Origin of the sequence: Sphingomonas sp. BK069 (assembly GCF_014193405.1) — a bacterium.
GTDB lineage: Bacteria > Pseudomonadota > Alphaproteobacteria > Sphingomonadales > Sphingomonadaceae > Sphingomonas.
This window is the reverse complement of record NZ_JACHZH010000002.1, coordinates 267,909-282,380: the sequence shown is the minus strand read 5'-3', so window position 1 is coordinate 282,380 and position 14,472 is coordinate 267,909. Positions and strand designations below refer to the sequence as shown.

13 protein-coding genes are annotated in these 14,472 nt (G+C 70.2%); 10 read left to right on the top strand and 3 right to left on the bottom strand.

What is annotated here, in order from left to right:
- Positions 1 to 252 precede the first annotated feature (252 nt).
- Complete coding sequence (locus FHY02_RS09905; RefSeq protein ID WP_183921764.1) at positions 253 to 2,205, top strand: beta-N-acetylglucosaminidase domain-containing protein; 1,953 nt, start codon at positions 253 to 255, stop codon at positions 2,203 to 2,205.
- 187 nt (positions 2,206 to 2,392) lie between these two features.
- Here the strand turns inward: FHY02_RS09905 and FHY02_RS09900 are convergent, their stop codons facing one another.
- The gene (locus FHY02_RS09900; RefSeq protein ID WP_183921763.1) at positions 2,393 to 3,553 is read right to left on the bottom strand and encodes a mechanosensitive ion channel family protein; all 1,161 of its coding nucleotides are present in this window, start codon (positions 3,551 to 3,553) and stop codon (positions 2,393 to 2,395) included.
- A gap of 1 nt (position 3,554) precedes the next feature.
- On the bottom strand, positions 3,555 to 4,598 hold the full coding sequence (locus tag FHY02_RS09895) for a DNA topoisomerase IB (protein ID WP_183921762.1): 1,044 nt from the start codon (positions 4,596 to 4,598) through the stop codon (positions 3,555 to 3,557).
- Positions 4,599 to 4,695: 97 nt separating this feature from the next.
- Here FHY02_RS09895 and FHY02_RS09890 point away from each other — a divergent pair, with 97 nt between their 5' ends.
- Positions 4,696 to 5,271 (top strand): type 1 glutamine amidotransferase domain-containing protein, encoded by a 576-nt coding sequence (locus tag FHY02_RS09890; protein ID WP_183921761.1) that lies wholly within the window; start codon positions 4,696 to 4,698, stop codon positions 5,269 to 5,271.
- Between the two features lie 156 nt (positions 5,272 to 5,427).
- Here FHY02_RS09890 and FHY02_RS09885 read toward each other — a convergent pair whose 3' ends face one another.
- Positions 5,428 to 6,459: a quinone-dependent dihydroorotate dehydrogenase gene (locus FHY02_RS09885; RefSeq protein ID WP_183921760.1), complete on the bottom strand. Its 1,032-nt coding sequence runs from the start codon at positions 6,457 to 6,459 to the stop codon at positions 5,428 to 5,430.
- Between the two features lie 298 nt (positions 6,460 to 6,757).
- On the opposite strand from FHY02_RS09885, the gene FHY02_RS09880 reads away from it, so the two are divergent.
- From FHY02_RS09880 to FHY02_RS09845, 8 genes are all read left to right on the top strand, one after another.
- Complete coding sequence (locus FHY02_RS09880; RefSeq protein WP_183921759.1) at positions 6,758 to 7,201, top strand: SUF system Fe-S cluster assembly regulator; 444 nt, start codon at positions 6,758 to 6,760, stop codon at positions 7,199 to 7,201.
- Between the two features lies 1 nt (position 7,202).
- On the top strand, positions 7,203 to 8,666 hold the full coding sequence (sufB, locus tag FHY02_RS09875; protein WP_183921758.1) for a Fe-S cluster assembly protein SufB: 1,464 nt from the start codon (positions 7,203 to 7,205) through the stop codon (positions 8,664 to 8,666).
- Positions 8,667 to 8,823: 157 nt separating this feature from the next.
- On the top strand, positions 8,824 to 9,567 hold the full coding sequence (gene sufC, locus FHY02_RS09870) for a Fe-S cluster assembly ATPase SufC (RefSeq protein WP_183921757.1): 744 nt from the start codon (positions 8,824 to 8,826) through the stop codon (positions 9,565 to 9,567).
- Positions 9,568 to 9,796: 229 nt separating this feature from the next.
- Entirely contained in the window at positions 9,797 to 10,864 is a 1,068-nt protein-coding gene (locus FHY02_RS09865) for a SufD family Fe-S cluster assembly protein (protein ID WP_183921756.1), read from the top strand.
- Positions 10,865 to 11,180: 316 nt separating this feature from the next.
- Positions 11,181 to 12,401 (top strand): aminotransferase class V-fold PLP-dependent enzyme, encoded by a 1,221-nt coding sequence (locus FHY02_RS09860; RefSeq protein WP_183921755.1) that lies wholly within the window; start codon positions 11,181 to 11,183, stop codon positions 12,399 to 12,401.
- Positions 12,402 to 12,426: 25 nt separating this feature from the next.
- Positions 12,427 to 12,897, top strand: coding sequence for an SUF system Fe-S cluster assembly protein (locus FHY02_RS09855; RefSeq protein WP_183921754.1), 471 nt, complete (start codon positions 12,427 to 12,429; stop codon positions 12,895 to 12,897).
- On the top strand, positions 12,897 to 13,250 hold the full coding sequence (locus FHY02_RS09850) for an iron-sulfur cluster assembly accessory protein (RefSeq protein ID WP_183921753.1): 354 nt from the start codon (positions 12,897 to 12,899) through the stop codon (positions 13,248 to 13,250). The genes FHY02_RS09855 and FHY02_RS09850 overlap by 1 nt, the downstream gene beginning before the upstream one ends.
- A gap of 284 nt (positions 13,251 to 13,534) precedes the next feature.
- Positions 13,535 to 14,446 (top strand): YihY/virulence factor BrkB family protein, encoded by a 912-nt coding sequence (locus FHY02_RS09845; protein WP_183921752.1) that lies wholly within the window; start codon positions 13,535 to 13,537, stop codon positions 14,444 to 14,446.
- The last annotated feature ends 26 nt before the right edge of the window (positions 14,447 to 14,472 follow it).

Sequence of the window (14,472 nt, the reverse complement as noted above, 5' to 3'; positions counted from 1 at the left end):
CCCCTCCACGCTGGGGTCATCCTGACCTCCTTTCAGGATCCACCGTGCCGCGCGAGATCTGGCGGCGGCGCTCGCGGGCCGGTGGATCTTGAGACAAGCTCAGGATGACGGCAGAGGGTTGGGGAGAGGACGCCTTACCAGCCGCTCCCATCGCGCTGACGCGGCAACGGGGCTGCCACACCCCCGCTTGCGAAGCCGCGCCGCGCCTTCTACCCAGACAATCATAATACCAACATGATACCGGAGCGCGACATGACACGCACGCGGACCCCTCGCCCCCTGTGGCTCGCCGCCGCGCTCGCCGGCACCGCGGTGACGTCCGCCTCGGCGCAGGTGCCGACGCTCCCCGCGATCTTTCCCGCGCCCACGTCGATGGCGCTGATCGGCGGCCGCGTCGCGCTCGACCGCGCCGCGGTGCTGGTGGTCGCGCCCGGCACCGCGCCGGAGACGGTGGCGCTGGTACGCGCCGCGCTCACCGCCGCGGGCGTCACCCAGGTCACCATCGCGAACCGGCTGCCCGCCACGCTCGCAGCGCTCCACGTCGTCGTCGGGACGAGCGACGCCGTCGCGGTGCGCGACTCGCTCGCGCGCGCGGGCGCCTCTGCCGACGACCGGCCGGAGGGCTACACGCTCGTCGCGCGCCCCGACGCGGCGGGCGGCGGGCTGATCGCGCTCGCCGGGCACGATGCCGACGGGCTGTTCCACGCCGCGCAGACCTTGCACCAGCTCGCGCGCCGCGGCGAGGTGCCGGGGCTGGTGATCCAGGACCATCCTGCCATGCCGATCCGCGGCACGATCGAGGGCTTCTACGGCAAGCCCTGGACGCAGGAGGACCGGATCCGCCACCTCGACTTCCTCGCGAGCGTCAAGGCGAACACCTACGTCTACAGCCCCAAAGACGACCCTTATGCGCGCGACCGCTGGCGCGAGCCCTATCCGGCGGCGACGCTGGCCGAGCTGGGCACGCTGGCCGCGGCGGCGAAGCGCGATCACGTCAATTTCGTCTATGCCATCTCGCCGGGGCCGACGGTGTGCTTCTCCGACCCCGCCGACGCCGCCGCGCTGGAGCGCAAGTTCGACGGGCTGCGCGGCATCGGCGTGCGCAGCTTCTACGTCGCGCTCGACGACATCGAGTATAAGAAGTGGAACTGCGCGAAGGACGAGGCCGCGTTCGGCGCCTCTGGGGCGGCCGCCGCTGGCACGGCGCAGGCGCGGCTGCTCAACGCGGTGCAGCGCGACCTGATCGCGAAGGACCGCGCCGCGCCGCCGCTGATCATGGTGCCGACCGAATATTACGACGCCAAGGAAACGCCCTACAAGGCCGCGCTGCGGCAGGAACTCGACCCGCGCGTGGTGGTGCAATGGACCGGCACCGACGTGGTGCCGCCCGCGATCTCGATCGGCGACGCCAAGACCGCGACCACGGCGTTCGGGCGCAAGACGCTGCTGTGGGACAATTACCCGGTCAACGATTACGCCCAGACCACCGGCCGGCTGCTGCTCGCCCCGTATGCGCGGCGCGAGGCAGGGCTCGCGGGCGAGCTGAGCGGCATCCTCTCCAATCCGATGAACCAGGAGGCGCCCAGCCGCGTCGCGGTGGCGGGCGTCGCGGCGTTCGCGTGGAACGACCGCGGCTACGACCCGGCGCAGGGCTGGCGCTTCGCCGCGGACGCGCTGTCGGGCAGTGACGCGCGCACCGCGGCGGCGCTGCTCGACTTCTTCGACACACAGCATCTCGCCCCCACCTTCGGCAGCCAGCCGTGGCAGGAGCAGGCGCCGCGGCTCAAGGCGCTGCTCGACGGCGTCCGCTTCGCGCTGGCCGACGGCGACGACGCGGCGCGGCGCGAGGCGATCGCGGCGCTGGCGGCGCGCGCCGACGCGCTGGCGGCCGCGCCCGACACGATCCGTGCCGGCGTGATCGACCCCGGCTTCGCGGCGCAGGCGGCGCCGTGGCTCGAGGCGGCCGCTCTGTGGGGCCGCGCGCTCCAGCTCACCGCGGCCGGACTGGGCGCGGCGCTCGACCGCAGCGCTGCCGCATCACGCGACTTCGCCGCGGCGGGGCAACTGGCGGCACAGGCGGCGGCGGTGAAGACGATCCCCGGCGCGACGAGGTTCGACGGCACGGTGAAGGTGGCGGATGGCGTGCTCGACCGCTTCGTCGCGGATGCGCCGGGGCTGGTGGGCGCGGCGCGGGCGCGGGACTGAGGGCCGCGTGCCGTTAGTCCGGACGATGCCGACGAAATCCTCCCCTGCAAGGGAAGGTGGCAGGCCGTAGGCCTGACGGAGGGGTGTTGCCGCTCGTGAGCCTCGATAGACTCACCCTGGCGACACCCCTCCGTTGCGCTGCGCGCGCCACCTCCCCTTGCAGGGGAGGATTGGAGAGGAGGCTTCCTCAGCCTCGCGCCACTTCCGCATAGGGCATCACCAGCGTCCCGTCGGGTGCGGCGGTGTAGGTGGTCTGCGTGGGGTAGGCGATGCCGATCTTCTCGTCGGCGAAGCGCCGCATGATCGCCACCATCAGCCGGTCGCGCGTGGCGTGCGCGGTGGCCCAGTCGTCCCCCGGCGTGTCGACCTGGAGCGCATAGTCGAGGCTCGAGGCGCCGAACGTCTCGAAGCCGCACCGCGCCACCTTGGCGCCCTCGGCCTCGACCAGCTCGGTCAGGATCGCGGGCACGCGCGCCAGCGTGTCGGGCGGTGTCTCGTAGGTGACGCCGATCGTGTAGGACACGCGGACGTGATCGCGCAGCGAGGTGTTCTGGATCTCCTTGTCGAGCAGGTTGCGGTTCGAGATGATCCGCAGCTCGCCGGTAAAGGAGCGGATCCGCGTCGATTTCAGCCCGATCGACTCGATCACGCCGCTGGTGGTGCCGTAGCTGACCTTGTCGCCGCGGCGGAACGGGCGGTCGAAGATGATCGCCAGCGCGGCGAACAGGTCGGCGAAGATGCCCTGCGCGGCGAGACCGATCGCGATGCCGCCGACGCCGAGCCCCGCCACCAGCCCGGTGACGTTGACCCCGAGATTGTCGAGCACCACCACCAGCGCGATCGCGAACACCGCGACGCTGACGAGGAGGCGGATCAGCCCCATCGCGCTCATCAGCGCCTCGCCGGTGTAATGTTCGCCGCGGGTGCGATGCTCGATCGCGCCGAGGATCAGCTCGCGCGCCCAGATCGCGCCCTGGAAGGTGACCGCCACCTTGAACAGGAAGGCGATCGTCGCGTCCAGCTCGGGCGGGGTGGCGGCATAGCCGCTCACCAGCCGCGCCGAGAGCATGACGATGAAGAAGGCGTTGGTGCGCTCCACCGCGCGCCCCAGCACCGCCGACCAGCCCTTGCCCGAGGCGCTGCGCCGCGCCAGCCGCGGACCGAACGCACGTAGCCAGAACAGCAGCAGCGCGAGCGCCACGCCGATGCCGAGCGCAATCAGGATCTGCAGCCAATGCTCCTGCAGCCAGGTGACGCTCGCGCCGAGCAGCGCCTGAAGCTGGTCGCCGACGCGGCCGGCGTCGATCGACGCGGCCGGCTTGGTCGCGGCCGCCTTGGTGTCACTCATCTCAGGCCGCCTTCAACTCGCACGCACCGGTTTGCTCCAGGAAGGCGATCAGCCCGCGTTCGGTGCGGGTCAGATACTGGCTGGCGCGCGGTAGCCGCAGCGTCTGCCGGAACGCCGCCTGCGCGGCTTTGTCCTTGCCGAGCTCGATCAGCGCGGGATGCACGTAGGATTTGCGCGCAATCGCGGGGGTGTTGCCGAGCCGCTCGACCACCGGCTCGAGCATCGTCTTGAGCCCGATCGGCGCGGGCGCCTCGACCAGCGCCTCGAACGCCACGACGCTTGCGCCCCAGGTGCGGAAATGCTTGGCGGTGAAGCCGTCGCCCATCGCCTCGCGGAGATAGGCGTTGACGTCCGACGAGGTCACCGCATGCGGCGCGCCGTCGTCCCCGACGTATTGGAACAGCTTTTGTCCGGGCAGGTCCTGGCACTTCTTGACGAAGCGCGCGAGGCTGCCGTCGGTGATGCGCAGCTTGCGGGTCTTGCCCGACTTGGCCTTGTACTGGAGCGCCAGCGTGCTGCCCTTGATCTGCGCGTGGCGGTCACGCAGCGTGGTCAGGCCGTAGCTCTTGTTGGTCTTGGCGTAGGTCTCGTTGCCGATGCGCAGTGCCGCCATGTCGAGCAGTTTGACGATGGCGGCGACGGTGCGCTCCTTGCTGTGCGTGCGTTTATCGAGATCGGCCTTGACGCGCGCGCGCAGCTTCGTCAGCGCGCGGCCGAACGGGGCGCAGAGGTCGTATTTGGCCGCCTCCTGCTGCGCGCGGTACTCGAGATGGTAGCGATATTGCTTGCGCCCCTTCTCGTCCCAGCCGACCGCCTGGATATGCCCGGTCGGGTCCGGGCAGAACCAGGCGTCGGTATAGGCAGGGGGCAGGCCGATCGCGTTGAGCCGGTCGATCTCGTCGCGGTCGGAGATGCGCGCGCCGTCGGAATCGTAATAGGCCCAGGCGCCGTGCCGCGTTTTCTTGCGCGTGATACCGGGCTCACCGTCGTCGAAATAGACGATGTGGCAGCCGTTTCCGGTCGTGCGCTCCGCTTCTACGCTCATGTCGCGGGAAATGCGCGGGCTGCCGCATCGTTCCGGAACGGGCGTGCGGCGGCGGGGTTGGGACCGCGTCGAACCGACACGTATCAGGAGATTTCCCATGGCCGACCTGTCGCAAGCCCGCGTGCTGATGCTCGCCGCCGACGGCTTCGAGACGGTGGAGCTGTTCGAGCCGCGTCAGGCGCTGGAAGCCGCCGGCGTCACCGTGACGCTCGCCTCGATCAAGCGCGACCCGATCCAGGGCATGAAGCAGGACATCAACCAGGCCGAGACCGCCACGCCCGACCTCACGCTCGACGAGGTCGAGGTCGACGACTACGACGCGCTGGTGCTGCCGGGCGGCGTCGCCAACCCGGACAAGCTGCGCGTCGAGGCCAAGGCGGTGCAGATCGTCCAGGATTTCATGGACGAGGACAAGATCGTCGCGGCGATCTGCCACGCGCCCTGGCTGCTCGCCGAGGCCGACGTGATCGACGGGCGCCGGCTGACCGGCTTCGAGTCGATCCGCACCGACCTGGAGAATGCCGGCGGCGAGGTGGTCGACGAGGAGGTCGTGGTCGACGACAATCTCATCACCAGCCGCAAGCCCGACGACATCCCCGCCTTCAACAAGGCGATCCTCGCTGCGCTGACCGAGGAGCTCGGCGCCGACGAGGAGGAGGAAGAGGAGGCGTAAGGGTCTCAAGATCCTCCCCTGCGAGGGGAGGTGGCAGCGCATCGGCGCTGACGGAGGGGTGTCGCCAGTGGTGAGTGACGAAGCGCCTCACCGGCCGGGTCACCCCTCCGTCAGCCCTGCGGGCTGCCACCTCCCCTGCAAGGGGAGGATTGTAGGTTACGCCCCCACCGCCTCGACCACGCTCGCGAAGCCGTCGCGCGCGAGGCACGCCGCCAGCTCGGACACGATCCGCCGCGGCAGCCCCGGCCCGTCGTAGATCAGCGCGGTATAGACCTGCACCAGGCTCGCCCCGGCGCGGATCCGCGCATAGGCCTCCGCCCCGCTGTCGATCCCGCCGACCGCGATCAACGGCAGGGCGCCACCGGTGGCGCGGCGGAAGTCGGCGAGCCGCTCGGCTGCGAGCGACCGCAGCGGTGCGCCCGACAGCCCGCCGGCCTCGCCCGCGTGTGCGCTCCGCAACGGCGGGCGGCTCACCGTGGTGTTGCTCACGATCAGCGCGTCCACGCCCGCGTCGAGCGCGGCGCGCGCGATCGAGTCGACCAGCGCCGTCTCGAGATCGGGCGCCACCTTGAGGAACAGCGGCGTGGCGCCGCGCGCGGCGACGCAGGCGGCGAGCAGCTCGGCCAGCGCGGCGCCGTGCTGCAGGTCGCGCAGCCCCGGCGTGTTGGGCGAGCTGACGTTGATCGTGACATAGTCCGCCACCGGCGCCGCGGCGCTCACCCCCGCGACATAGTCGGCGACGCGGTCGGCCGCGTCCTTGTTGGCGCCGACGTTGATCCCGAGCACGCCACCGTAGCGCCGCGCCGCCGCGGCGCGCGCCACGCCCGCGGCGAGCCCGCCGTTGTTGAAGCCCATGCGGTTGATGATCGCGCGGTCCTCGGCCAGCCGGAACAGCCGCGGGCGCGGGTTGCCGGGCTGCGCGCGCGGCGTGAGCGTGCCGACCTCGACCGAGCCGAAGCCGAGCCGCATCAGCCCGGCGATCGCGCGCGCGTCCTTGTCGAGCCCGGCGGCGAGCCCGACCGGGTTGGGGAAATCGATCCCGACGACGCGCGTCGGCAGCCGCGGCATCGCGCTACCCAGCGGCCCGCCCAGCGTGCCCCAGCGCGCCAGGGCGCCGAGCGCGACGTCGTGCGCGCGCTCGGGCGGCAGCGCCAACGTGGCGCGGTGGAGGAGGGAGGAGATCGCCATATCGCGTCTGTCGTCCCCTCCCGAGGCGAGATCAAGCCGTACGAATTGTAAAGATTCGACTTGAGCGAGATGAATCTATCCAATCCTTCCGCGACGAGTCGTGTGCATAACGCGACTGCGACCCGAAGGGCTTCCGAACGGAAGTTCTTTCCTCAAGGGCCCGGCAGCCTCTGCCGGGCCCTTTTTTTGCGCCCGGCGCGAACCCGCGCGGTTGATTTCGCGCCGAAGGGCGGCCACATGCCAATCGGAACGATCTACTCCGATTTGAGAGTCGATCGCAACTGCTTAGCTGGGAACGATGCGCCTCTCGAGCCTGACCGATTATGCCGTGGTGCTGCTCACCGCCGCCGCGCGCCACTGCGGCGGGCTGGCGCGGATGAACGCCACGTCGCTCGCCGAGGAGACCGGCGTGCCGCTGCCCACTGCGCAGAAGCTGGTCAGCCGACTCGCGGCGGCGGGGCTGATCGACAGCACGCGTGGCACCGGCGGCGGGATCCGGCTGGCGCGCCCGCCCGCGATGATCACGCTGGCGGACGTGGTCGAGGCGGTGGAGGGGCCGATCGCGCTCACCGCCTGCGTCGACGCCGCCGAGCACGACTGCGCGATCGAGGGCAATTGCCGCGTCAAGCCGCACTGGAACGCGGTCAATCAGGCGGTGCGCGGCGCGCTCGCGGGGGTGACGCTGGCGTCGCTCGCCGCCGCGCCCACGCCCGCGCCCGAACAGATGAAGGTTGAGGCATAACATGGCCACGAAGAACGCCGAGGCCCATGCGGCCGTCGCCAAGAAGTATGAGTGGGGCTTCGCCACCGACATCGAGCAGGACTTCGCGCCCAAGGGGCTGAGCGAGGATACCGTCCGCTATATCAGCGCCAAGAAGAACGAGCCCGAGTGGATGCTCGACTGGCGGCTCAAGGCGTTCCGCCTGTGGCAGACGATGCAGGCGCCCGACTGGGCCAAGCTCAACGTGCCGCCGATCGACTATCAGGACGCGTACTACTACGCCGAGCCCAAGCAGAAGAAGACGATCGCGTCGCTCGACGAGCTCGACCCCGAGATCCGTCGCACCTACGAGAAGCTCGGCATCCCGATCAAGGAGCAGGAGGTGCTCGCGGGGGTCGAGGGCGCGCGCAAGGTCGCGGTCGACGCGGTGTTCGACTCGGTCTCGGTCGCGACCACCTTCCGCGAGGAGCTCAAGGCGGCGGGGGTGATCTTCCTGTCGATCAGCGAGGCGATCCGCGAATACCCTGACCTCGTCCGCAAGTGGCTGGGCAAGGTCGTGCCGCAGCGCGACAATTACTTCGCGACGCTCAACTCGGCGGTCTTCTCGGACGGCACCTTCGTCTACGTGCCCGAGGACGTACGTTGCCCGATGGAGCTCTCCACCTATTTCCGCATCAACGCCGAGAATACCGGCCAGTTCGAGCGCACGCTGATCGTCGCCGACAAGGGCGCGTACGTCAGCTACCTCGAGGGCTGCACCGCGCCGATGCGCGACGAGAACCAGCTCCACGCCGCGGTGGTCGAGCTGGTCGCGCTCGACGACGCCGAGATCAAATATTCGACCGTGCAGAACTGGTATCCCGGCGACGAGAACGGCGTCGGCGGCATCTACAACTTCGTCACCAAGCGCGCGCTCTGCCAGGGCAGGAACAGCAAGGTGAGCTGGACCCAGGTCGAGACCGGCTCTGCGATCACCTGGAAATACCCGAGCTGCGTGCTGGCGGGCGAGAACAGCGTCGGCGAGTTCTACTCGGTGGCGGTGACCAACAACCGCCAGCAGGCCGATACCGGCACCAAGATGATCCACCTCGGCAAGGGCTCGCGCTCGACGATCGTGTCGAAGGGCATCTCGGCGGGGCGGTCGGACAATACCTATCGCGGGCTGGTGCGCGTCGCGCCGACCGCGGAGGGCGTGCGCAACTTCACCCAGTGCGACTCGCTGCTGCTGTCGGACCAGTGCGGCGCGCACACCGTGCCGTACATCGAGGTGCGCAACCCCTCGGCGCAGATCGAGCATGAGGCGACGACCTCGAAGATCAGCGAGGATCAGCTATTCTACGCGATGTCGCGCGGGCTCGACGCCGAGGCCGCGGTGGCGCTGATCGTCAACGGCTTCGCGCGCGAGGTGCTGCAGCAGCTGCCGATGGAGTTCGCGGTCGAGGCGCAGAAGCTGCTTGGGATCTCGCTCGAGGGGAGCGTGGGGTGACGTTTCGTCCTTCCGTCACCCCGGGCCTGTTCCGGTGGCCAGCCGTCGGCGCGCCTGACGGTCGGTAGGTTTGCGGAAGGGTCGATCCCGGACACGTCCGGGTTGACGATGGAATAGGCAACGGCCTCCCTACAGGGGAGGGGCTTCAGGAATGACGATGCTCACGATTGACAACCTTCATGCCGAGATCGACGGCAAGCCGATCCTTAAGGGCCTCACGCTCCAGGTGGACGCGGGCGAGATCCACGCGATCATGGGGCCCAACGGCGCAGGCAAGTCGACGCTCGGCTACGTCCTCGGCGGGCGGCCCGGCTATGAGGTGACCGCGGGCTCGGTCACGTTCAACGGCGAGGACCTGCTCGACAAGGAGCCGCACGAGCGCGCCGCCGCGGGCGTGTTCCTCGGCTTCCAATATCCGGTCGAGATCCCGGGCGTGTCCAACGTCCAGTTCCTGCGCGAGAGCCTCAACGCGCAGCGCGCGGTCCGCGGGGAGAAGCCGTTGTCGGGCGCGGAGTTCCTCAAAGTGGCGCGCGCGCAGGCCGACGCACTCGGGCTCCAGCAGGACATGCTCAAGCGTCCGGTCAACGTCGGCTTCTCGGGCGGCGAGAAGAAGCGCAACGAGATGGTGCAGATGGGGATCATCGATCCAAAGTTCGCGATCCTCGACGAGACCGACTCGGGCCTCGACATCGACGCGCTGCGCGTGGTCGGCGACGGCATCAACCGCATCATGCGCCAGCCGGACAAGGCGGTGCTGCTGATCACCCATTACCAACGCCTGCTCGATTACGTGCGGCCTGACCGCGTCCACGTGCTGGCGGACGGGCGCATCACGCGCTCGGGCGGGCCGGAGCTGGCGCAGCAGCTCGAGCGCGAGGGCTATGCCGAGGTGGCGGCGTGATGATGTTGTTCACGCGAAGCCGCGAAGACGCGAAGAAGATGGTTCACGCGGAGGCGCGGAGACGCGGAGGTGTCGCGCGCGTGGCAGCGCGCCCTCATCACCATACGCGATGTGATGCGGCGGCGCTGGCGCGGCGGGGCGCAACGCCTCCGCGTCTCCGCGCCTCCGCGTGCGAACCTCTTCGCGTCTTCGCGTCTTCGCGTGAACCGAATCACATGGGAGCCGCCGCATGAGCGTGCTCGACCTTCCCTCCAATCGCGAGGAGGCATGGCGCTGGGCCGATCTCGGCGGGATCGCCGCGGCCGCCGCGCTCGCGCCGGTCGCGCGCCCCGACGCGCAGTTCCTCGACCTGCCCGGCGCCAAGCTCCTGTTCGTTGACGGTGAGCTCGACGAAGGTGCGAGCGAGCTCCACCGCGTCAGCGTCGGCGCGATCGCCCCGAGCGACCACGCGCTCGGCCGGCGCGCCGCGCGCGGCTGGACGCTCACGCTCGACGCGCAGGCGGTCGCCGACCCGGTCCAGGTCGTCCATGTCGCCACCGGTGCGGAGAACCATCTCGGCGCCGCGATCGAGCTGGGCGACGACGCGGTCGCGCAGCTGGTCGAGACGTTCGTGGGCGCGGGCTGGTCGAACCGCTTCACCAGCGTCCGGCTGGGGCGCGGCGCGCGGCTGTCGCGCGCGGTGCGGCTGACCCAGGCGGCGGGCTTCGTCTCGCTGCGCGACGAGATCGTGCTCGGCCAGGCGGCGAGCTTCACCGGCACCGTGCTCGCCGCGGGCGATCAGGGCGCGCGCGTCGACGCCGCGCTGACGCTGGCGGGCGAGGGCGGTTACGCCGAGTTCGGCGGTGCGTTGCTCACCCGCGACCGGCTCCAGCAGGAATGCGCGGTGCGCGTGCGCCACGCCGAGCCCAACGGCCAGTCGCACCAATTGTGGCGCGCGGTCGCGGCGGACCAGTCGCAGGCGAGCCTCGCCGCGGCGGTGGAGGTGGCGCGCCACGCGCAGAAGACTGACGGCGAGCAGTCGCTGCGCGGGCTGCTGCTCCACCGCACCGCGACGGTGAACCTCAAGCCCGAGCTGGAGATCTTCGCCGACGACGTGAAATGCGCGCACGGCGCGACCGTGGGCGAACTCGACGCGCGCGCGCTCTTCTACATGGAGAGCCGCGGCATCCCGGCGGCGCGCGCCAAGGCGCTGCTGACGCACGCCTTCGTGGCGGACGCGCTCGACCGCATCGCCGACGAGACGGTACGGGAGGCGTTCGCGGCCGATGCTGCCGCGTGGCTGGAGCGCGCGCTGTGACCCTGTCCTACGCGCGAGCCCGGTGCGATGAGGCGGTGGTGACAACTCCCGGCTCCTCGAACACCGACGCGCGCGTGGGGCACGGGCGACTCAACATTCGCAATATTGGCGGGGGCGAGCTGGACCGGCTCACCCCCGCCCGTCATCCCGGACTTGATCCGGTATCCATCTCTCCGCGTACCCAGCGGCTGATGCGTGCGCGGAACCATGGACCCCGGATCAAGTCCGGGGTGACGGCAGAGAAGTGGCGGGCGTCGGTCCCCCGCCGCCCCACACCCTCCTCCCGACTCAACTTACTCAACATTGGGGAGCGCGCATGACCGTCCTGACCGCCGATCCCGCCGCGCGCCCGCTCGACGTCGTCGCGGATTTTCCCGCCATCCCCGCCGGCTGGGCCTATCTCGACACCGCCGCCACGGCGCAGAAGCCGCGCGCGGTGATCGACGCGATCACGCGCGGTTACGACACCGATTACGCCACCGTCCACCGCGGCGTGTACCAGCGCTCCGCCGACATGACCCTGGCCTATGAGGCGGCGCGCGAGACCGTCGCGCGCTTCGTCAACGCTACGCCCGACGAGATCGTCTTCGTCCGCGGCGCCACCGAGGCGATCAACCTCGTCGCCCAGTCGTTCGCGGGCACGACGCTGAAAGCCGGCGACCGCATCCTGCTCTCCACGCTCGAGCACCACAGCAACATCGTGCCGTGGCAGATGGTGGCCGAGCGGGTCGGCGCCGCGATCGACGTCGTCCCGCTCACCGCCGACCAGCGCATCGACCTCGACGCCATGGCACGGATGCTCCGCCCCGAGCACAAGCTCGTCGCGCTCGCGCACGTCTCCAACGTGCTTGGCTCGGTACTCGACGTGCGCGGCGCGAGCGAACTCGCGCACGCGGTCGGCGCGACGATCCTGATTGACGGCTGCCAGGCGGTGGCGCGGCTGCCGGTCGACGTGCGCGCGCTCGGCTGCGACTTCTACGTCTTCTCCGGGCACAAGCTGTACGGCCCGACCGGGATCGGCGTGCTGTGGGGCCGGCGCGCGCTGCTCGACGCGATGCCGCCCTACCAGGGCGGCGGCTCGATGATCGATCGCGTGTCGTTCGAGCGCACCACCTACGCCCCCGCGCCGACGCGGTTCGAGGCGGGGACGCCGCACATCGTCGGCGCGCTCGGGCTGGCCGCGGCGATCGACTATGTGCAGGGGATCGGGCTCGAGCGCATCCACGCGCACGAGACCGCGCTGGTGGCGCAGGCGCGTGAGGCGCTCGGCCGCATCAACTCGGTGCGCGTGCTCGGGCCGGCGGACAGCGCCGGGATCGTCTCCTTCGCGATGGAGGGGGTGCATCCGCACGACATCGGCACCATCTTGGACGAGTCGAAGGTGGCGATCCGCGCCGGCCATCATTGCGCGCAGCCGCTGATGGCGGCGCTGAAGGTCGAGGCGACCGCGCGCGCCAGCTTCGGCGTGTACAACGGCCCGGACGACGTCGCCGCGCTCGCCGCGGGGATCGAGCGCGTGGCCCGGATCTTCGGATGACGGTTTTGGATAGGGACGAGGGACGATGAGCGACCCGATCAAGGTCGAGGAAGTCGAGACGGTGCAGGCGCCGCCGCGCGCCAAGGTGTCCGACGCGGTCGAGCCTGCAGGCGGGGAGGGGCGGCAGCGTGACTATCTCGCCGGCTTCCTGGCGCAGCAGCCCGCCGGCGGCGAGGCGCCGCACGAGCCCGGCGGCGCGCTCTATGAGGGCGTGATCGACGCGCTCAAGGAGATCTACGACCCCGAGATCCCGGTCAACATCTACGACCTGGGTCTGATCTACGCCGTCGAGGTGACCGACGCCGGCCAGGCGACGGTGACCATGACGCTGACGACGCCGAACTGCCCGGTCGCCGAGTCGATGCCGGGCGAGGTGGAGATGCGCGTCGCCGCCGTGCCGGGCATCGCCTTCGCCGACGTCAACCTGGTGTGGGATCCGCCCTGGGACCCGCAGAAGATGTCCGACGACGCCAAGCTCGAACTGGGGATGCTGTGATGGCCACCACCCTGCGTGCGCGCCCCGCGGCGCTGAACCTGACGGCGAGCGCCGAGGCGCGGATCGCCGAGCTGATGGGCAAGGCCCCGGAAGGCGCGGTCGGCGTGAAGCTTTCGACGCCGCGGCGCGGCTGCTCGGGGCTGGCCTATTCGGTCGATTACGTCGAGGCGGCGAGCGCGATGGACGAGCGGATCGAGACGCCGGGCGGGGTGCTGTTCGTCGACGGCGCGTCGCTGCTGTACCTGATCGGCTCGACGATGGACTGGGTCGAGGACGATTTCACCGCGGGGTTCGTGTTCAACAATCCCAACGCGAAGGGCGCGTGCGGCTGCGGGGAGAGCTTCACGGTGTGAGCGGCTGGGGGACACGACAGTGATCGCTCCCGCTCCTCTTCCTCCGTCATTCCCGCGAAGGCGGGAATCCAGACACGCTGACGTCTGGTCATGAGGCGCGACGTTCGCGCCTATGGATCCCCGCCTCCGCGGGGATGACGTACGGTAAGGGGCACGCCGGAGGTCGAAAGGCGTGTGTGGTCCTCAGGCGACCGGCGGCTGTGCAGAGGTAACCCTCCAACCCCTTCACCTCGCGCAACATTTCTCCACGGACCCTCCGCCGCGCTGCGGCGTTGCCCGGTATAATGCGAGTCGACCTTTCCTCCGCCGACCTGTGGCGCTCCTTCCGCGCCGACTGGTGGGGCCAGCTGAAGCGCGCCTACACCGCCTCGGACGCCGATAATCTCGGGCTGATCGCGGCCGGAGCCGCCTTCTACATCATCTCCTCGATCGCGCCGATCCTCGCGGTGACGGTGCTCGGCTACGGCCTGTTCGCGGACGCTCAGACGGTGCAGGAGGACATCCGCGCCCTGTTCGCCGCTTTCCCGCGCGATGTGGCGGTGCTGATCGGCCAGCAGCTCGACACGGTCGTCTCGGGCTCGCAGGGCAAGAAGGGGCTAGGCATCATCCTTGCGCTGGCCATCGCGCTGTACGGCGGCAGCAAGGCCGCGACCTCGATGATGACCGCGCTGAACGTCGCCTATGAGGTGAAGGACAAGCGCAGCTTCGTGACCTGGACGCTGACCTCCTTCGCGATCGTGCTCGCCGGCGTCGTGCTGGTGCTGACCGGCATCGCCGCGAGCGCGCTCGCCGCGTTCATCGGCACGCTGATCCCGTGGTTCCCCGCGGTGGTGCTGGTGGTGATCCGGATCGCGACCTATCTCGCGCTCGCACTGCTGGTGATCACCGGCGCGTCGCTGCTGTTCCGCTTCGGTCCCTATCGCCCGCGCGCGCGGCTGCGCTGGGCGACGCCGGGCACGGTGGTGGCCACCGCGGTGTGGTTGCTCGCCAACGTCGGGTTCAGCCTCTACGTCGCCAATTTCGGCAATTACGGCGCGACCTACGGCTCGCTGAGCGCGATCATCGTGGTGCTGACCTGGCTGTGGATCAGCGTCTACGCCTTCCTGCTCGGCGCCGCGCTCGACGTGCAGGCCTATCGCGGACGGCCCGATCATCCCGCCATCTCGGACATAGCCACCGCGGCGCCGCGCGGTTAGGGTCGGCACCGACATCATCGCCCGGG